Source organism: Bradyrhizobium sp. ERR14 (assembly GCF_014198235.1).
GTDB lineage: Bacteria > Pseudomonadota > Alphaproteobacteria > Rhizobiales > Xanthobacteraceae > Bradyrhizobium.
The window spans coordinates 145,693-162,951 of sequence record NZ_JACIHD010000011.1 but is presented as its reverse complement, the minus strand read 5'-3'; the positions used below and the strand labels follow the sequence as shown (position 1 = coordinate 162,951).

At 64.3% G+C, this 17,259-nt stretch carries 19 protein-coding genes; 11 read left to right on the top strand and 8 right to left on the bottom strand.

Annotated elements, in window-relative coordinates; all coding sequences use genetic code 11:
- Nucleotides 1–66 precede the first annotated feature (66 nt).
- From GGD62_RS27245 to GGD62_RS27235, 3 genes are all read left to right on the top strand, one after another.
- Complete coding sequence (locus GGD62_RS27245) at nt 67–939, top strand: carbohydrate ABC transporter permease (protein WP_018317828.1); 873 nt, start codon at nt 67–69, stop codon at nt 937–939.
- Nucleotides 936–1,787, top strand: coding sequence for a carbohydrate ABC transporter permease (locus GGD62_RS27240; protein WP_018317827.1), 852 nt, complete (start codon nt 936–938; stop codon nt 1,785–1,787). The genes GGD62_RS27245 and GGD62_RS27240 overlap by 4 nt, the downstream gene beginning before the upstream one ends.
- Nucleotides 1,788–1,900: 113 nt before the next feature.
- Nucleotides 1,901–2,893, top strand: a complete 993-nt coding sequence (locus tag GGD62_RS27235) for a hypothetical protein (protein ID WP_183236208.1) — start codon at nt 1,901–1,903, stop codon at nt 2,891–2,893.
- Here the strand turns inward: GGD62_RS27235 and GGD62_RS27230 are convergent, their stop codons facing one another.
- Entirely contained in the window at nt 2,894–3,391 is a 498-nt protein-coding gene (locus tag GGD62_RS27230; RefSeq protein ID WP_183711167.1) for a DUF6622 family protein, read from the bottom strand.
- 58 nt (nt 3,392–3,449) lie between these two features.
- Here GGD62_RS27230 and GGD62_RS27225 point away from each other — a divergent pair, with 58 nt between their 5' ends.
- Entirely contained in the window at nt 3,450–4,103 is a 654-nt protein-coding gene (locus GGD62_RS27225) for a hypothetical protein (RefSeq protein WP_312014300.1), read from the top strand.
- 184 nt (nt 4,104–4,287) lie between these two features.
- Nucleotides 4,288–4,674 carry a hypothetical protein gene (locus GGD62_RS27220; RefSeq protein WP_018317823.1) on the top strand — a complete coding sequence of 129 codons (387 nt, stop codon included), beginning with the start codon at nt 4,288–4,290 and terminating at the stop codon, nt 4,672–4,674.
- Nucleotides 4,675–4,688: 14 nt separating this feature from the next.
- Here the strand turns inward: GGD62_RS27220 and GGD62_RS27215 are convergent, their stop codons facing one another.
- From GGD62_RS27215 to GGD62_RS27195, 5 genes are all read right to left on the bottom strand, one after another.
- Entirely contained in the window at nt 4,689–5,501 is an 813-nt protein-coding gene (locus GGD62_RS27215; RefSeq protein ID WP_091956459.1) for an ABC transporter permease, read from the bottom strand.
- Nucleotides 5,502–5,505: 4 nt separating this feature from the next.
- Nucleotides 5,506–6,420, bottom strand: coding sequence for an ABC transporter permease (locus GGD62_RS27210; protein WP_183236206.1), 915 nt, complete (start codon nt 6,418–6,420; stop codon nt 5,506–5,508).
- On the bottom strand, nt 6,417–7,586 hold the full coding sequence (locus GGD62_RS27205; protein ID WP_183711166.1) for an ABC transporter ATP-binding protein: 1,170 nt from the start codon (nt 7,584–7,586) through the stop codon (nt 6,417–6,419). Before GGD62_RS27205 ends, GGD62_RS27210 begins: the two co-directional genes overlap by 4 nt.
- 52 nt (nt 7,587–7,638) lie before the next feature.
- On the bottom strand, nt 7,639–9,117 hold the full coding sequence (locus GGD62_RS27200) for a glycerol-3-phosphate dehydrogenase (protein ID WP_183711198.1): 1,479 nt from the start codon (nt 9,115–9,117) through the stop codon (nt 7,639–7,641).
- Nucleotides 9,118–9,255: 138 nt separating this feature from the next.
- Entirely contained in the window at nt 9,256–11,943 is a 2,688-nt protein-coding gene (locus GGD62_RS27195) for an EAL domain-containing protein (protein WP_018317818.1), read from the bottom strand.
- 202 nt (nt 11,944–12,145) lie between these two features.
- Between GGD62_RS27195 and GGD62_RS27190 the strand changes: the two genes are divergently transcribed.
- Nucleotides 12,146–13,249: an NAD(P)/FAD-dependent oxidoreductase gene (locus tag GGD62_RS27190; protein WP_179739049.1), complete on the top strand. Its 1,104-nt coding sequence runs from the start codon at nt 12,146–12,148 to the stop codon at nt 13,247–13,249.
- A 174-nt stretch (nt 13,250–13,423) separates the two neighbouring features.
- Here the strand turns inward: GGD62_RS27190 and GGD62_RS27185 are convergent, their stop codons facing one another.
- Nucleotides 13,424–13,603: a YdcH family protein gene (locus tag GGD62_RS27185; protein WP_026201910.1), complete on the bottom strand. Its 180-nt coding sequence runs from the start codon at nt 13,601–13,603 to the stop codon at nt 13,424–13,426.
- A gap of 329 nt (nt 13,604–13,932) precedes the next feature.
- On the opposite strand from GGD62_RS27185, the gene GGD62_RS27180 reads away from it, so the two are divergent.
- From GGD62_RS27180 to GGD62_RS27170, 3 genes are all read left to right on the top strand, one after another.
- The gene (locus tag GGD62_RS27180; RefSeq protein WP_008546179.1) at nt 13,933–14,139 is read left to right on the top strand and encodes a YdcH family protein; all 207 of its coding nucleotides are present in this window, start codon (nt 13,933–13,935) and stop codon (nt 14,137–14,139) included.
- Nucleotides 14,140–14,260: 121 nt separating this feature from the next.
- On the top strand, nt 14,261–14,479 hold the full coding sequence (locus tag GGD62_RS27175) for a hypothetical protein (protein WP_026201909.1): 219 nt from the start codon (nt 14,261–14,263) through the stop codon (nt 14,477–14,479).
- Nucleotides 14,480–14,502: 23 nt separating this feature from the next.
- Nucleotides 14,503–14,754, top strand: a complete 252-nt coding sequence (locus tag GGD62_RS27170; RefSeq protein WP_018317814.1) for a hypothetical protein — start codon at nt 14,503–14,505, stop codon at nt 14,752–14,754.
- Here the strand turns inward: GGD62_RS27170 and GGD62_RS27165 are convergent.
- Complete coding sequence (locus GGD62_RS27165; protein WP_183236203.1) at nt 14,751–15,476, bottom strand: GGDEF domain-containing protein; 726 nt, start codon at nt 15,474–15,476, stop codon at nt 14,751–14,753. The genes GGD62_RS27170 and GGD62_RS27165 overlap by 4 nt on opposite strands.
- A gap of 141 nt (nt 15,477–15,617) precedes the next feature.
- Here GGD62_RS27165 and purE point away from each other — a divergent pair, with 141 nt between their 5' ends.
- A complete protein-coding gene (purE, locus tag GGD62_RS27160; protein ID WP_018317812.1) occupies nt 15,618–16,106 on the top strand; it encodes a 5-(carboxyamino)imidazole ribonucleotide mutase in 489 nt (162 codons plus the stop codon).
- Nucleotides 16,103–17,209, top strand: coding sequence for a 5-(carboxyamino)imidazole ribonucleotide synthase (locus GGD62_RS27155; protein ID WP_183711165.1), 1,107 nt, complete (start codon nt 16,103–16,105; stop codon nt 17,207–17,209). The genes purE and GGD62_RS27155 overlap by 4 nt, the downstream gene beginning before the upstream one ends.
- Nucleotides 17,210–17,259: the final 50 nt, after the last annotated feature.

The following is a 17,259-nucleotide window of genomic DNA, read 5'->3' as shown; positions in this document are numbered from 1 at the left end:
GGAGAGGTATAAGAACAACACCGGCCGCGTTTCGCGGCCGGCATCTCTTTGAAGAGTCCGAAAAGAATGGCGATCACGCTCTCTGGCGACCAGGCAATCCCCGCCCCGCCCCTGTCGTCGCGGCTGACCCCGGCGCAGGTCTGGGGCATCGTGCTGCTTGCGCCCTATCTGCTCGTTTTCCTTGCCTTCGTCGTCTATCCCGTCGGCTACGGGCTGTGGCTGGCGCGGGCCCCGTCGAATTATGTCGCGCTTTACAACGATCCGATCTTCGCGCGTGCCGCGGTCAATACGCTGATCTTCCTGGTCATCGGCATCAACATCAAGATGCTGATCGCGCTATTCCTCTCCGGCTTCTTCGCCGTGCAGCGCCCCTGGATCAAATGGCTCTCGGTGATCTTCATCCTGCCCTGGGCGGTGCCGTCGATCCCGACCATCCTGTCGGTCCGGTTCATGCTCAATCCCGAATGGGGCATGGTCAACCATTTCATCTTCTCCCTGACCGGCGATGACGGCCCGAACTGGCTGAACGATCCGACCGTGGCACTGACCATGGCGATCGCGGTGCATATCTGGAAGTCGCTGCCGTTCTGGACGCTGATCCTGATCACCGGCCGCCTTGCGATCTCGCACGATCTGTTCGAGGCCGCCGAGGTCGACGGTGCGAGTTGGTGGCAGAAATTCCGCTACATCACCTGGCCGTCGATGCAGACGCTCTACGTCACCTGCACGCTGCTCTCGATGATCTGGACGCTCGGCGACTTCAACAGCGTCTATCTGCTCACCGGCGGTGGCCCGGCCGACCTCACGCACGTGCTGTCGACCCTCGGCATCCGCTATCTCCGGCTCGACCAGCTCTCGCTGGCCATGGCATCGATCGTCTGCGCAATGCCGTTCGTCCTGCCGCTCGTGTACTTCATGATGAAACGGTTGTCGCGATGAAGCTCCCTACCCTGCGCGAAGTCGCAACCGAAGCGCGGTTGCTGCTGATCGGCATTCCCGTCTTCCTCTGGACGATGATTCCGATCTACCACATGTTCCTGTTCGCGATCTCGCCGAAGGAGGACGCATTCTCCGGCAAGCTGTGGCCGGACCATCCCACGCTGCACAACTTCGAAATCGTGTTCAAGCAGCAGCACTACTTCCTGCGCGACTTCTACATACAGTTCTGGAACTCGCTGGTGATCGCGGCATCCGTCGGCGTGCTGACGCTGTTCATCGCCACCGCCGCGGCGTTCTCGATCTCGCGGCTGAAGGTGCCCGGCGGGCGGGTCGTGATGAATCTCGCGCTGTTCACCTATTTCATCCCGGCGGCATTCCTTGCCGTGCCAATGTACCGCACCATGGGCAATTACGGCCTGCTCAACAATCACTGGTCGCTGATCCTGGCGATGGTGACCATCGCCAGCCCCTACGCGATCTGGGTGCTCAAGCAGGCCTCCGACAAGCTGCCGGTCGAATTGGACGAAGCCGCCGTGATGGACGGTGCGACGACGCTTCAGATCTTCCGCTTGGTCTACCTGCCGCTGATGATGCCCTCGCTGGTCGCGATCGGCACCTATGCGGTGCTGCTGGCCTGGAACGAATATCTCTACGCGTTCCTGCTGCTCTCGAACGACCGCGAGATCACCCTGCCCGTCGCGCTCGGCAACTTCCTCGCCGCCGACGACTCGCCGTGGGAGCTGTTGATGACGACCGGCTTCATCTACGCACTGCCGCCGGCCGCGATCTACTATGCCTTCCGCCGCTACATGGTGGGCGGGCTCACGGCAGGTGCGGTGAAGTCCTGACGCGACAGGACGCATCGGGTCGCCGCAAGCAGGACGTTCGAGCGACAAGGTGGACAATTGCGGGTTGTCCACGCCTGCTCTAACCTCCGTGCCCCAATGCAGGGCACGGCATCATGCGCAGCAACGACGCGATCCATCTCGGCCTGATGCTGCTGGCGCTCGCGGCGGCCTATCTGATGCCGTTCGAGCTGTTGCTGCTGGCTTATGTCGTGCTCGGCCCGGCGCACTACTTCACCGAGATTTCATGGCTGCACGACCGCAGCTACTACCTGCCCCATCGCGGGATTGCGGCAGCCCTCGCAATCATCGCCGTGGTCGCGGCCCTGATCGACAACGCCTCCTGGTTCGGCTTTGCGATGTGGGGCGCGCTGATCGTCTGCGCCATGCTTGCGGCCACCACCTCGGCGATCGAGAGCATGTTGCTGTTCATGACGGCGATCGCACTGTCCGCGCTCATGTATTCGAGCGGATCCTCGCTCGCCGTGATCGGCATCCTGATTCCGACCTTGATCCACGTCTCGCTGTTCACGCTGATCTTCATGGTGCTCGGCGCGCACCGATCCGGCAGCCGCGTCCAGGCTGCGCTGGTGGCTGTCTACCTCGTCGCGATCGCTACGATTCTGCTGCTGCCGCCAACTGCTGAAATCCGGATCGCGAGCTTTGCCCGGGTCGGACAGGACTATTTCGGCAATGTCGGCCCGGCCCTCAGCCGGCTGTTCGGCGTGCCCGGCCTCGTCCTCGACACCAGGCTGACGAGCCTGCTCGCCTTCGTCTATACCTATCATTACCTCAACTGGTTCATCAAAGCCGACGTGATCCGCTGGACCGCGGTCCCGAAGGCGCGGCTGGCGGCGATGGCCGCCGCCAGCGCAGCTTCCACCGCGCTCTATTTCTACGACTACGCGTTCGGTTTCACCTTCCTGCTGGCGCTGAGCCTGATCCATATCCTGCTGGAATTTCCGCTCGACGCCCTGGCGCTGCGGCAGCTCGGGGCGGCGGCGCAGGGCGCATTGCGCGCGCGGTATGCCGCCCCCGTCGCAGCCACCGCAACGCGGCCGCGTCCCACAGGCACCAGAGGCTCGAAACGTCCGCCCCGGTCGCGCTGATCATCCGAGGGTGCGTTTTCGTCGATAGGTCATCACCAGCGCGATCGTCGAGCCGATGAAGTAGCCGGCGGTCGCGCCCGAGATGGCGCGGCCGATGATGATTGCCAGTGCGCGGTCGCTCGCATCGATCACCGAGATCACGCCGACCGCATATTGCAGTGAGAACACGACAAGGTTGCGGATCAGGGCAAACGCGCTGCCCTGGCGGATGATCTCACCTGTCGTGTGATCGACCTCGAAAGGACGCGGCGTCAGCACGCCCAGCGGCAGCAGTGCCAGCGCGGCCGCGATCCACGCGATCAGCGGCCACGCGTTGCCCTGAGGCCCGAAGCCGATCCGAGACATCCCCCAGACGATGAACACGACCGGCAGGATCAGCGCGCGCCAGATCGGCGTCGTGCGTGGCTGCATCGACTGGATACCTTGCCAGACCAGATAGGCGAACAAGATCCAGACCCATGGCGGGGTATGGGCGGCGATAGCGAGCCAGCTCTTCATGAGACCTCCAGTCCTACCGACCGGGCCGAGAAAGGCAAGAATCGGATTGACAACCTAAGTGTGCGCGCAGGATATTCTCTACTTATTGCCTGTGCCGCGTATTTTTCAATTCAATTGCCCGACGGATAGCAAAATGCTGCTACACCGACTGACGAGATTTGCCCTCATCGTGCTGATGCTTCTCTGCGGCGGCCTGGCTTGTGCGCAACAGCCTCCCGACAATCCGAGCCCCAGCGCCACCGCGACGCCCTCAGACGTCAGTCAAGATCAACGGATTACCAATCCGCCGCCGACGGGACAATCGCCCGCAAGCGTGGGGACCGGCAAGCCGGCGCAGCAACAGGGTTACATCACCTACAAGACGCCTTATGAATTCTGGTTGACCGGCCTCGCCATCGCATTGGTGGTCACAATGGCAATCCTGCTGTGTGTAATGGCGGCGATCGGCAAACTCACACAGGAGTTCTATAAGGCCTTCCTACTTCTCGTCGTGGTTTTTGCCGCGTTGTTCTTGATCGTAGCCGGCTACACCGACACGCAGACCGCACCCGTATTCAGTCTCCTCGGCACGATCGTCGGGTATATTTTCGGCAAGTCGGCGGCCGGGGCGGCCGAAGAACCTCAGGGCCAACCGCCAGCCCTCAATGCTGCCAACGCGGCTCCTCCCAATCAAGCGGCACCGCCGGGCACCGCGACCTCACCTAGAGGTTAACGTTAGACAAGAGGGCATCGTCATGGACTGCCTACGCACCGCAGTAGCGACCGCCGGCCTTATTCTGATTTCGGCGCCCCAGTTGGCATCGGCTCAATCAGCCTCGCCTGGAAATCTTGGTTTGCGAGCCCCAAATCCGCAGACCGCGATCGAGAGAAACGCGATAAGGCCTGATCTGGCCCCGATGACTCCCTATGTGACCCAGATGCCGCTCCAAGTCCCCGGACTTGCGCCGGGCCACGTTCCAACAGCCACAGGGCTGGCTCCGAATGGCAATCAAGGTCTCACCGTTCCCGTCCGCTCGCTCGCCGAGCCGGTGGTCGCAGCAAACAGCGTCGGCTTTTACAACGACGCCGGTCAGCCACTCGGCTTCCAGTTCGTTGTCGGGGGAGTTTCACAAAAGATCGAGCTGGCGCCACGGCAGATCCTGACCGTACAAGCCGATGCAGCCGGCAGCGAGCTCAAGGCCATCATCGGAACGGGAAATACCGACTTCCAGACCGTGTTGGCGCGCGGCAAGCTATACATCTTACGCGCGGACGGAGCCAAGTGGGTGTTGGCTGCTTTCTGAGAAGCGGGCCCCGCTTACAGCGGCGCGGCGCTCTCGCCCTGCGAGCTCGACAGTTTTGAGGCGAGCGAAGCGATCACGATCACCACCGCGATCAGGGCGATCACCAGCGTGCAGATCGCGTTGATCTCGGGTTTCACGCCCAGCCTCACCTCGGAATAGATCCGGATCGGCAATGTCGCCGAGCCGGGGCCGGTGGTGAAGCTCGCGATCACGAGATCGTCCAGCGACAGCGTGAAGGCCAGCATCCAGCCTGCGACGATCGCGGGGGCGATCAGCGGCAGCGTCACCGAAAGAAAGGCGCGCACCGGGTCGCAGCCAAGGTCCATCGCCGCCTCCTCCAGCGAACGATCGAGCGAGCCGAGGCGGGACTGCACGACCACGGCGACGAAACACATCGTCAGCGTGGTATGGGCGATCGTCACGGTCCAGAAGCCGCGCTCGGCGTTCAGCGCCACGAACAGCAATAGCAGCGACAGCCCCGTGATCACCTCGGGCATCACCAGCGGCGCGTAGAGCATGCCGGAGAACAGCGTACGGCCTCGGAAGCGCTCGCCGCGCGACAAGGCGACCGCGGCGAGCGTGCCGAGCAGCGTGGCGATGGTCGCCGAGGAGACCGCCACGCGAAAACTCATCCAGGCCGCCTCGATCATGGCGCGGTCGTTGAAGAACTCGTGATACCAGCGCAGCGACCAGCCGCCCCACACCGTCACCAGCCGCGAGGCATTGAAGGAATAGATGACGAGGATGAGGATCGGCAAGTAAAGGAACGCCAGCCCCAGCGCGAGCGAGGCGACGTTGAAACGGGACAGGCGCGAGACCTTGCGCATCGCGTCAGCGTCCCTGTTCCAGCTGCCGCTTCTGAAGCCGCTCATACAGCAGCAGCGGTACAAGCAGCACCACCAGCAGCACGATGGCCGCAGCAGAGGCGACCGGCCAGTCCTTGTTGGTGAAGAATTCGAGCCACAGGGTCTGGCCGATCATCAGCGAATTGGAGCCGGCCAGAAGGTCCGGGATGACGAATTCGCCGACGATGGGAATGAAGCACAGCAGCACGCCGGCACCGACGCCGGGCAGCGACAGCGGGAAGGTGACGAGCCAGAACACCTGCCACGGCGGCGCGCCGAGATCGGAGGCCGCCTCCTCCAGCACCGGCTCCATCTTGGCGAGCGTGGCGTAGAGCGGCAGGATCATGAATGGCAAATAAGAATAGACGATGCCGATATACATTGCGCTGTCGGTGGAGAGCCAGACCACGGGCTGGCTGACCAGATGTAGCGCCAGCAGGATCTGGTTCAGCAGGCCGTCGTGCTGGAGGATGTTGATCCAGGCATAGATGCGGATCAGGAACGAGGTCCAGAACGGCACGATCACCAGCACCATCGCCACCGCCTGCCAACTCTTCGGCAGCCGCGCCATGCCGTAGGCGATGGGATAGCCGATCAGCAGCAGCAGCGCAGTCGCGGTCAGAGCGACGGTGAGGCTGCGCACATAGGCGAACACATAGATGTCGTCGGAGACGAGCAGCCTGAAATTGTCGATCGACAGTGCGGCAAAGGCCGCCTTGAGCGCGTCCCACCCCGCCGTCGGGTCAAATACCGGCTCGTAAGGCGGCTGCGCGATCGCCGTCTGCGACAGGCTGATCTTGAGCACGAAGGCGAATGGCACCAGGAAGAACAGCGCCATCCAGACATAGGGCGCGATCGCGGCAAAGCGCGCCGGGCGCGCAAAGATGCGGCGGGAGCTCATGACGGCAGCACCACGCAATCATCCGGCGTGAACCAGGCGACGATTTGCTGGCCCACGCTATAGGCGTCGACATCCAGGCGGGCGCTGTTGGCGACCGAGGCCCGTACGATTCCGCCGGTATCGAGCTTCACTTTATAGGTCGTGGTGCCGCCGAGATAGCAGATGTCCGCGACCACGCCGTCCAGGCTGTTGATCGTGGTTTCACGACCGGCTTCGCTCACCGGGGCGCGGCGCGACAACTTGATCTTCTCGGGACGAATCGCGATCGAGAATCTTCCCGCACCGACCGGTTCGCGCGGCTCCGCCACCACCAGCGTCCCCGCATCACGTGTGCCAATGACCAGACGATGACCGTCGCGCAATTTCGTCTCGCCGTCGAACAGGTTGACGTCGCCGACAAACTCCGCGATCCAGCGCGAGCGCGGCGCTTCGTAGAGCTCGCGGGGCCTCGCGACCTGAGCGAGCTTGCCTGATTTCATCACGCCGATCCGGCTCGCCATCGTCATGGCTTCCTCCTGGTCGTGCGTGACGACGATGAAGGTCATGCCGAGACGGCGCTGCAGCTCCATCAGCTCGCCTTGCGTATTCTCGCGCAGCTTCTTGTCGAGCGCCGCGAGCGGCTCGTCGAGCAGCAGCAGTTGCGGCCGGCGCGCCAGTGCGCGGGCAAGCGCCACGCGCTGGCGCTGGCCGCCGGAGAGCTGATCCGGCTTGCGCTTCTCGAGCCCTTCGAGCTTCACCAGGGCGACCATCTCGGCCACACGGGTGGCGACGTCGGCGCGTGCCATGCCGGCGCGCTTCAGGCCGAAGGCAATGTTGTCGCGCACCGACAGATGCGGAAACAACGCATAATTCTGGAACATCATATTGATCGGGCGCTCATGCGGCAGCGCCTGCGCGATGTCCTTATCACCAAGCAGGATGCGCCCCTCGTCCGGCGCCTCAAAGCCGGCGAGCATGCGCAGCAGCGTGGTCTTGCCGCAGCCGCTGGGCCCGAGCAGCGCGAAGAATTCGCCGGCCTTGATGTCGAGCGAGACGCCATCCACCGCGCGGAAAGTGCCAAAGGTTTTGACGACGCCCTCGATGCGCAGCAGCGGCCGGCCCGCCGCGGGTGCGTCTCCATCGGCCGCACCTGTCGCGGCGTGCGTTTTGGGCAATTCGTCCGTCATGTTCCCTGCCAACCCCGATTCCGCCGCACGCTAGCGGCCGATCGGCTTTTGCTCAACCAATTAGCGGTGCATCTTTCACACCCGCCATGAACGCCGCCAGAGCGTCACGATCCGCCGCGGGCATGGTCAAGCCGAGCTTGGAGCGGCGCCAGAGGATATCGTCCGGAAAGCGCGCCCATTCGCTGGCCATCAGATAACGCACCTCGGCACCGGTCAGCTCGGGGCCGAACGCCGGGCCAAGTTCGTCGCGGGTCTTCGCCTCGCCTAGCACTGCGGACAACCGCGAGCCATAGGCTCCGACCAGACGCTGGGCTTCTGGCTCCGACAGAAAGCGCCAGCGGTCGCGCGCGAGGTCGACTTCGATGTCGAAACGGTCCCAGGCGAAATCTCCGCCGGGCAGCGCAGCTCCAGCAGTCCAGGGCGGCGACATCGGATAGAACGGCGTCAGCTTCGTCACCGCCCACTCCGCGCGCAGGCGCGAGGTGGTGACGTCGCCGCCGAACATCGTGAGCAGCGGCGCCTTGCGCCGGCGCGCATGGAACAGCATCGTGCCGTCGCGTCCGCGCACGGACGCCAGCGTCAGGTTGACGCCGGAGACCGTCCGGACCACGTCGGTCGGGGCGACGCGCTCACGAAAATAGCGGCTCGCCGCTTCGCAGAGATAGCCGACGTCGGCCCCAGGCATCGCCACGATTGCGGGATCGCCGGTGAAGGCGTGCGTGACCGTGCCGATCAGCGTGAAGTCGCGCTCGAAGGGCCGGGCAAAGATCAGCCGTCCATCATTGTTCTGAAAGACGTAGACGTTCTCGGAGTCGAACAGCCTGGGCACGATGATCTGGCTCATTTGCGTGGCCGCCATCGCGGGCTGCGGCTGCCGCAGCACGGTCTCAGCGACCATTGGCGTCCAGCCGCCGGTGGCGTTGGCCAGAGCCCGCGCCGTGACCGTGCGGCGGTGGCCGCGATCGACCACCGCGAGCCGCCAAATGTCGGTTCTGTCGGCACGGACGCAACGCGCACCGGTCCGGATCGCCGCGCCATGCTCAGCGGCATCCAGTGCCGTCAGCGCCACCAGGCGGGAGTCGTCGACAACGCAGTCCGAATATTCGAACGCCGTACCGAACGGGCGTTTCAGCGCGTTGCCGACCGGATGATGCGTGATGTCGATGGTCGCCGAGGGTGGCAGACCGCCCCGGTTCGTGAGACCGTCATAGACATAAAGGCCGACCCGCAGCAGCCATGGTGGACGCTCGTCGGCATGCGCGGGGATCACGAAGCGCATCGGCCGGACCAGATGCGGCGCGATCCGGAGCCAGGTCCGGCGCTCGGCCAGGGCCCGGCGCACCCGCCGGAACCGGCGCCGCTCCAGCACCGACAGATCGCCATGGATCAGCCGCGGTGTTGCCGAGGAGGCCGCGCCGCCGAGATCGCCCTGCTCGAACAGGATGACCCGCAAGCCGCGGCCGGCCGCATCGCGCGCGAGGCTGACACCGTTCAGCCCGCCGCCGATGATCGCGAGATCGTAATCCGCCATGAAGCCGTCGAATGGGAGCAAAGCGCCCCATCATCACTAGAGCCATTTCCGTTCCGATGAAATCGGAACGGGGCTCTAGATTCTTATTCTGACGCTTTTTCTTGACGCGAACCGGCGTCCACTTCGCTCGAAAATGCTCTAACCGGTCTTGAGCGCAAGCTCCATGAGTTCAGCGCGGCCGACCAGCCCGGCATATTTCCCGATCGGCAGGGGCTTGCCGAGCAGATAGCCCTGCACGCCGTCACAGCCCTCCTTGGCGAGGAAGGCGAGTTGCTCGACCGTCTCGACGCCCTCGGCAATGATCGACATTTCGAGGCCGTGGCCGAGATCGATCACCGCGCGAACGATCGCAGCCGATTGCGGGTTGCGGCCGAGATTGATGATGAAGGCCCGGTCGATCTTGATCTTGTCGAACGGGAACGCCTGGAGGTAGCTCAGCGAGGAGTAACCGCTGCCGAAATCGTCCATGGAGATGCGCACGCCGAGCGCCTTCAGGCGGCGCAGCAGCGCAAGGCCCCGGTCGAAATCCTCGATCAGCACACCCTCGGTGATCTCCAGCTCGAGCCGGCCGGGTGCAAGGCCGGTCTCGATCAGGATCGAATGGACGAGGCCGACCACGTCGCCGTGCATGAACTGCGCCGGCGACAGATTGACCGCGACCTGAAGCGGCTTCGGCCAGGACGCCGCCTCGCGGCAGGCCTGGCGCAGGATCCACTCGCCCATCTCGACGATCAGACCGCTCTCCTCGGCGATCGGGATGAATTCAGCCGGCGAGACCTGGCCGCGCACCGGATGCTGCCAGCGCGCCAGCGCCTCGAAACCGATGATCTCGCTCTCGGCAACGCTGTGGCCGGCGACGCCCTGCGGCTGGAAGGCAAGCGAAAGCTCGCCGTTCTTGATCGCCACCGACAGGTCCTGGTGCAGCACGCGGCGGTCGCGGATCTGATGGTCCATCTCGGGCTGGTAGAGGCTGATCGTGCCGCGCGACTTCTGCTTGGCGCGGAACAGAGCCGCACCGGCATTGGCGAGCAGCGAGGCGCCATCGGCGCCGTTGTGCGGGAAGATCGACATGCCGGTGGTGACGCCGGCGCGGACCGCACGGCCGTCGATCTGGAAGTCCTTCGCGACGGCGTCGCCAATCTGCTGCGCCAGTGCAAGACCTGCGTCCGGCTGCTTGCCGTCGATGATCAGGCCGAATTCGTCGCCGGACAGGCGCGCCACCACGCCGCCACGGGCGGAGTCCTGGAGCCGCTGGGCCACCTCGATCAGGAGCTTGTCGCCGAGCGCATGACCGAAGACGTCGTTGACCTCCTTGAGGCCGTCGAGGTCGACGCAGAGGACCGCGAACTCCTCGCCGGTGCCTTCGCAGGCCTCGATCATCTGGGTCAGCGCCTGGAGGAAGGCGGCGCGGTTCGGCAGATCGGTGAGGCCGTCGTGATAGGCCATGTGCGCCATGCGCGACTCGGTCTGCCGGCGGTCGGTGACGTCCTCGTGGGTCTTGATCAGATATTGCGGCTCGCCGGTATCGCCGAGCACCGTGGCACGCCGGGTCAGGAACAGCCGCAGGCCGTCCTTGGTGGAGATCGGATGCTCCTCGGTGATCATCCCGCGTTTCTTGATCGCGGCCTCGTCGCGCGCGATGATCAGCTTGGCTTCCTTGGGGTTGAAGATGTCGGACGCGGTCAGGCCCGTGGCCTCCTCGCGCCGGCGGTTGAGGATCGTCTCCGCGCTGCGATTGGCGAGCAGATAGCGGCCGTCCTTCACCTGCTCGACGATCAGCGCCACCGGGATGTTGTCGACCACGAGCTCGAGGAACTTCTTGGTGCTCTCCAATTCCTGCGACAGCGACCGGCGGTCGGTGATGTCCTCGAACACCAGCAGCAGAAACTCGGGCTTGTTGCTCTCGTTGCGGACCACGATCCGGATCGAGGCGACCATGCGCCGCTCGCCGCCGCGGTCGACCTCGAATTCGTTGCGGAACTGGCCGTCCGGGGAGTTGAGCGCCGCCCGGTCGGTCGCCTCGATAATGGCTGCCGAGACCGGCGCAAACAGCTCGCCTGCGTTCTTGCCGACGGCGTGATCCCGCGAGAACCCCCAGAATCGCTCATAGGCGCTGTTGGCGAAGATGTAGCAACCATCCTCGATGTTCTTCGCGGCCACGCAGGCCGGCACATGGTCCAGCACCGATTCCAGGAATTGCTTGGTGGAAGCGAGCTGTCGCGACAGCTTGCGCTGCTCGCTGACGTCCAGATGCGTCGCCACCGAGCCGCCGTTCGGCAGCACGAAAAACTTCACCAGGATGGCCCGGCCGTCGGGCAGCTCGGTGATCAGGCCGTTGTGGCTTGCCGCCTTCTCGTAGAACTCATCGTCGGAGATGCCGCCAAGCACCCCGCGCTTGCGCCTGAGCTCGAGAAGCTCATGGCCGTCCATATTGGCCCAGAGTTCCGACCGCGTCAGGCCGTAGATCTCGAGATAGCGGTCGTTGCAGAAGATGATGCGGCGCTGCGCATCCGTCATCACCACGCCCTGATTGAGATTGTTCATGGCGGAGGAGACGAAGGCGTTGCGCCGCAACTGCAAGCGCCTGGTCCGGCGCAGCGAGGAATGGATCCACAGCACGATCGCGGCGAGGAACGCGCAGACGACGATGCCCGCGATCAGGACCTCCCAGACCACGTTGGGATCGAGCTGGCCGAGATAGCTCGGCGCGGCGAAGCTGTCCGACAGCGCAAAGGCGCGCGCAGGCGCAACCGTGCCGGCCAGGCACACAACGGCCTGCACAGCAATCGGAAGCGTGCTGCCCTCGTGCCAGTTCTTCTCAGCCATCAGCCACCCGCGATTTCAACGTCGGATTGTCTGGCTTCACGCGTTTGGATCGGGTAAACGCCTGTACGCGCAACAGAAAAATGTGACGTGAAATACGGCAATTGCCCTGACATGATAAATTCTTCCTTAACGGAGAATGGCCCCGCGGCATTCTCTCCAGGCCTGACGCCACCGGCGCTTCCAGCGGACATCCTGCACAACCATGGATAGGGTCGATTGCGTGGTCATCGGAGCCGGCGTGATCGGGCTCGCGGTGGCTCGAAAGCTTGCGCAGGCCGGGCGCGAGGTCATCGTGCTCGAGGAGGCCGAGGCGATCGGCACCATCACCTCCTCGCGCAACAGCGAGGTGATCCATGCCGGCATCTACTACCGCGCCGGGAGCTGGATGGCGCGCATGTGCGTCGACGGCAAGCACGCACTCTACCGCTACTGCGCCGAGCGCGGCATCCCGCACAGGAATTGCGGCAAGCTGATCGTCGCGACCAGCCCGCAGGAGACCGCGAAGCTGCAATCGATCAAGGCGCATGCCGAGGCCAATGGCGTGCTCGACATGCAGCTGCTCACAGGCGAGGCGGCACGCGCGCTGGAGCCGGCGCTGGCCTGCGACGCCGCACTGCTGTCGCCCTCGACGGGCATCATCGACAGCCACGCCTACATGCTCTCGCTGCGCGGCGAAGCCGAGGAAGCCGGCGCGGCCTTCGCGTTTCACACCCCGCTGATCCGCGCCAAGGCGGCGAACGGCCTGATCGAGATCGACGCCGGCGGCGAGGCGCCAATGACGCTGCAATGCAGCCTCCTCGTCAACGCCGCGGGGCTCTCGGCGACGAATGTGGCGCGCAACATCGACGGCATGCCGCTGGACCGAATTCCACGGGCCTATCTCGCCAAGGGAAATTACTTCAGCTGCAATGCCAAGGCGCCATTCTCGCGCCTGATCTACCCGGTGCCCGAGCCCGGCGGGTTGGGAGTGCATCTGACGCTGGACATGGCAGGCCAGGCGCGCTTCGGCCCTGACGTCGAGTGGATCGAGACGATCGATTACGAGGTCGACCCGTCACGCGCCGAGCGGTTCTACCCGGCGATCCGCAAATACTGGCCGACGCTGCCTGACGGCGCGTTGATGCCGAGCTATTCGGGTATCCGGCCGAAGATCGTACCGCCCGCGGTGGCCACGCAGGACTTCCTGATGCAGGGCCCGCGCGATCACGGCGTCGCTGGCCTGATCAATCTGTTCGGCATCGAATCGCCGGGACTGACGTCATCGCTCGCGATCGCAGATCACGTCGCCGAGCTCGCAGACATCTGAAAGCGTTTTCGAGCGAAGCGGGTACCGGTTCGCGGCAAGACAACGCGTTCAGACAAAAACGAAACACCGCGCAAACTTCTTTGCACGGTGCGCACTTTGCTGCAGGGATGAGCGCAAAAGCTCTCACCCCTGCGGGATAAGGGTACGATCAACTCTACGCTGTTACGGGGGTCACTAGTGGAGCGTGTCGCCGTGCCTCAGACGCTCGATCTGGTCCTTGACCATCAACTTCCGGCGCTTCAACTCAACAATTTGCAGGTCGTCTGTTGAAAGGTGCACGAGAGCTTCGTGCAATTCGTTTTCGAGAAGTTTGTGCTTCCGCTCCAATTCAACGAGATGTGCCTGAATTGTCATTCGAAACCTCCTCGGTAGGGTTGAACCTCAGGATTCGATCCGGACAAGGAAGTGTACATCAGCGATTCGTTCTGTCGATGGGTAACCGTCGCCGCAGCTTCATTTTTGAAAATTCATATGTAACGAAGCGTGAGTAAAGGAACCGCGCGGGAAAAATCCATGATATCAATGCGCTTGCGCAGCGCCGCGGCGATCAGCGGAAATATGTCGCTGGAGATCGGCGAACGGTGGTCGCAGATCGCTTGCGATCACGCCGCGCAAGGACGATAATTTCCACAGGGCATCCACAGCCTTAATCCCACGCCTATCGGTTTTCGGCCACCGCAGACATGACCAATGAAGACGAGCGTGAGCTCGAAGCCGAGCTCACCCGGTTGCAGCAGGAACACCGAGATCTCGATGCGGCGATCGATGCACTGCATCAATCGCCCGCCCCCGACCTATTGCGGTTACAGCGCTTGAAGAAGCGCAAGCTGTTGTTACGAGACCGCATCGCGTTCATCGAAGACCAGATCACCCCCGACATCATCGCCTGACCTGCGAGCCGGCTTCCCTCGTGCGGATGAATCCGCTTGACTCGAATAGAACAAAATAGGAACATTTGAGCACCCCAGCGCCCCCAGGAAACGTCCAGCACAACTGACAAGGACAATGCAGATGTCGACCGCCGCCCTTCTCGACAACAGCCATTATGAACAGGCCTGCGATCAGGCGATCGCGATGTGCGACGGCAATCTGCGCAGCACCATCAAGGCGCTGATCATGGCCAACGAATATCTGGAGGCCGAGCTTGAGGAATTGCAGGCGGCGATTTCCGCCGGCTGCATTCCGGAGACCTCGCGCAGCAAGATGCGGAGCAAGAGCAGCGCCGCCTGAACCGTCAGCTATCGGAGCCGACCATGCCCGACGTCACCTACTACGTTGCATTGCCCTTCCTGATCGACGAGGACGGATCGCCGGTGGCAGGTGCGGCCGAGGAATGCCAGACATCGGCTGCCGCCCTGCGCCGTGCGGAAATGCTGGCGCACGGCGCCGGCCATATCGGCGCCGTCGCCTTCAGCCGCAGCGGCGATCCCCTGACCGGCGAGTTTGGCGACGCCAAATTGCTGCGGACATTCGGTAACGTACCGCCGGATCTCAGCGCGCTTTAGCTGCCGACCAGCCCGATCCGCGGCTCGTGCCGCCGGTGCGCCTTGCGCACATACATGGCGGCATCGGCCTCCTCCAGGGCACGACCCGCGTCGGACTGCGCTCCCAGCAGCGCGACACCGGCGGAGGCGCCCGCAGTCACGTGCTCGCCGCGAAAGACAAAGGACAATTCGTCGACCGCCTGCTCGAAGATGGCCGCCTTCGCCTTGGCGTCGGTCTCGCTGAGATTCCACAGCAGCAGCGCGAACTCGTCGCCCCCGAGCCGGCCGACCACGTCGGAGGCGCGGACCTGCCGCGTCAGCGTGGCGGCAATCGCCTTGAGCACCTCGTCACCGGCGCCATGACCGAACGAATCGTTGATCGGCTTCAACCTGTCAACGTCGAGCACGATCAGTGCCCCGCTGGCGCGGTAGCGCTTCATGTAGGCGATGGCGCGCGCCAGCTCGCGCTCGAAGCCGCGCCGGTTGGGAATCTCGAGCAGGAAATCGGTGTCGGCCGCAGCTTCCAGTTCCGCGACCCGGCGCTGCGCCTCCTTGAGCTTGGTCCGCAAGCCGCGGATCGTCGCCCTGACGGTATCCTTGGCCCCATCATCGCCCGACGCGTCACGCCCCGGCGGCTTCGCCGGCCGCCTGGTCAGCCGTTTTGGGGCGGTTTTGGATCGGCCGGCACTGGACTTCCGGCCCTTTTTGGCCTTCGCAGCGCCTGCCCTTTTTGGTTTCTTCATGGGCATCCTGCTCAATGAAGGCTTGCGGGGATTCACCAAGACAGGATAGTGGATTCCCTTCTCCTTGCCACCGCCTTGCGAGCCGCCGGCCGGAACCGTTAATCTGGCCTATCTTTCTGTTTTTCGGGCACAATTAACGTCATGACCGCGCCGATCGCCATCATCATGGGAAGCCAGTCGGACTGGGACACGATGCGGCATGCCGCCGACACGCTTGCCGCGCTCGGCGTCGCCGCCGACACCCGCATCGTCTCGGCCCACCGCACCCCCGACCGTCTCTTTGCTTTCGCCAAGGGCGCCAAGGCCGCGGGTTACAAGGTCATCATCGCCGGCGCAGGTGGCGCTGCACACCTGCCCGGCATGGCGGCGGCGCTGACCGAACTCCCGGTGTTCGGCGTTCCCGTCGAATCCAAGACGCTCAAGGGCCTCGATTCGCTCTATTCGATCGTCCAGATGCCCGCCGGCATCCCGGTCGGCACCCTCGCCATCGGCAAGGCTGGCGCGACCAACGCCGCGCTGCTGGCGGCGGCCGTCCTGGCGTTGTCCGACCCGGCCTTGTCCGATCGCCTCGCGGCCTGGCGCAAGGCGCAGACCGAGGCGGTCGCCGAGCGCCCGGAGGACAAGGCGTGACCGACACCAGGCAGGTGAAGCTGAAGCCCGGTGACACCATCGGAATTCTCGGCGGCGGACAATTGGGCCGGATGCTGGCCATGGCTGCGGCGCGGCTCGGCCTGCGGTGCCAGGTTTTCTCGCCCGATCCGGACTCGCCGGCCTTCGACGTCGTATTGAACGCGACCTGCGCCGAATATGCCGACGTCGAGGCGCTCGAACTGTTCGCCAACGACGTCGACGTCATCACCTACGAATTCGAGAACGTGCCATCGGCCGCCGCGATGGTGCTGGACGCGCGCCGACCCGTGCTGCCCAACCGCAAGATTCTCGAGACCACCCAGGACCGGCTCGCCGAGAAGGATTTCGTGACGCGGCTCGGCATCGGCACCGCAGCCTATGCCGACGTCACCTCCGTGTCCTCGCTGCGCGAGGCGATCGCCAGGATCGGCCTTCCGGCCGTGCTCAAGACCCGCCGCTTCGGTTATGACGGCAAGGGCCAGGCCATCATCCGCGAGGGCGACGACATCGCCAAGGTGTGGACCAGCCTCGCCACCAAATCGGCGATCCTGGAGGCCTTCGTGCCCTACGAGCGCGAGATCTCCGTGATCGCCGCACGCTCGGTCACAGGCCAGGTCGAGTGTTTCGACGTCACCGAGAACGAGCACCGCGACCACATCCTGAAGATATCGCGCGCGCCCGCGCCGATCCCGCCTGCGCTTGCCGAGGAAGCACGCAGCATCGCCGGCAAGATCGCGAGCGCGCTCGACTATGTCGGCGTGCTCGCTGTCGAGATGTTCGTGCTCGCCAACGGCACCGGCCCGAAGGTGCTGGTCAATGAGATCGCCCCGCGCGTGCACAATTCAGGGCACTGGACGCTCGACGGCGCCTCGGTATCGCAGTTCGAGCAGCACATCCGCGCCATCGCCGGCTGGCCGCTCGGCAAGCCCGTGCGCCACGGCGAAATCGTCACCATGACCAATCTGATCGGCGATGAGATCAATGATTACGAAAAGTGGCTGAGCGTGCCGGGCGCGACCGTGCACATCTACGGCAAGGGTACGCCGCGGCCCGGCCGGAAGATGGGCCACGTCACCGAAGTCAGGCCGACGAAAGGCAAGTAGCGGGACCGCAGCTTCGAGCTGCGATCCCGCTCCGCTCTAAAGCGCGATGA

Coding starts and splice junctions, on each gene's coding strand:
- GGD62_RS27230 (WP_183711167.1), bottom strand. CDS start 3,391: ATGAAGAGCTGGCTCGCTATCGCCGCCCATACCCCGCCATGGGTCTGG.
- GGD62_RS27185 (WP_026201910.1), bottom strand. CDS start 13,603: ATGACAATTCAGGCACATCTCGTTGAATTGGAGCGGAAGCACAAACTT.
- GGD62_RS27165 (WP_183236203.1), bottom strand. CDS start 15,476: ATGAAGAAACCAAAAAGGGCAGGCGCTGCGAAGGCCAAAAAGGGCCGG.
- GGD62_RS27170 (WP_018317814.1), top strand. CDS start 14,503: ATGCCCGACGTCACCTACTACGTTGCATTGCCCTTCCTGATCGACGAG.
- GGD62_RS27190 (WP_179739049.1), top strand. CDS start 12,146: ATGGATAGGGTCGATTGCGTGGTCATCGGAGCCGGCGTGATCGGGCTC.
- GGD62_RS27175 (WP_026201909.1), top strand. CDS start 14,261: ATGTCGACCGCCGCCCTTCTCGACAACAGCCATTATGAACAGGCCTGC.
- GGD62_RS27180 (WP_008546179.1), top strand. CDS start 13,933: ATGACCAATGAAGACGAGCGTGAGCTCGAAGCCGAGCTCACCCGGTTG.
- GGD62_RS27220 (WP_018317823.1), top strand. CDS start 4,288: ATGACTCCCTATGTGACCCAGATGCCGCTCCAAGTCCCCGGACTTGCG.
- GGD62_RS27240 (WP_018317827.1), top strand. CDS start 936: ATGAAGCTCCCTACCCTGCGCGAAGTCGCAACCGAAGCGCGGTTGCTG.
- GGD62_RS27205 (WP_183711166.1), bottom strand. CDS start 7,586: ATGACGGACGAATTGCCCAAAACGCACGCCGCGACAGGTGCGGCCGAT.
- GGD62_RS27210 (WP_183236206.1), bottom strand. CDS start 6,420: ATGAGCTCCCGCCGCATCTTTGCGCGCCCGGCGCGCTTTGCCGCGATC.
- GGD62_RS27200 (WP_183711198.1), bottom strand. CDS start 9,117: ATGGCGGATTACGATCTCGCGATCATCGGCGGCGGGCTGAACGGTGTC.
- GGD62_RS27195 (WP_018317818.1), bottom strand. CDS start 11,943: ATGGCTGAGAAGAACTGGCACGAGGGCAGCACGCTTCCGATTGCTGTG.
- GGD62_RS27245 (WP_018317828.1), top strand. CDS start 67: ATGGCGATCACGCTCTCTGGCGACCAGGCAATCCCCGCCCCGCCCCTG.
- purE (WP_018317812.1), top strand. CDS start 15,618: ATGACCGCGCCGATCGCCATCATCATGGGAAGCCAGTCGGACTGGGAC.
- GGD62_RS27235 (WP_183236208.1), top strand. CDS start 1,901: ATGCGCAGCAACGACGCGATCCATCTCGGCCTGATGCTGCTGGCGCTC.
- GGD62_RS27215 (WP_091956459.1), bottom strand. CDS start 5,501: ATGCGCAAGGTCTCGCGCCTGTCCCGTTTCAACGTCGCCTCGCTCGCG.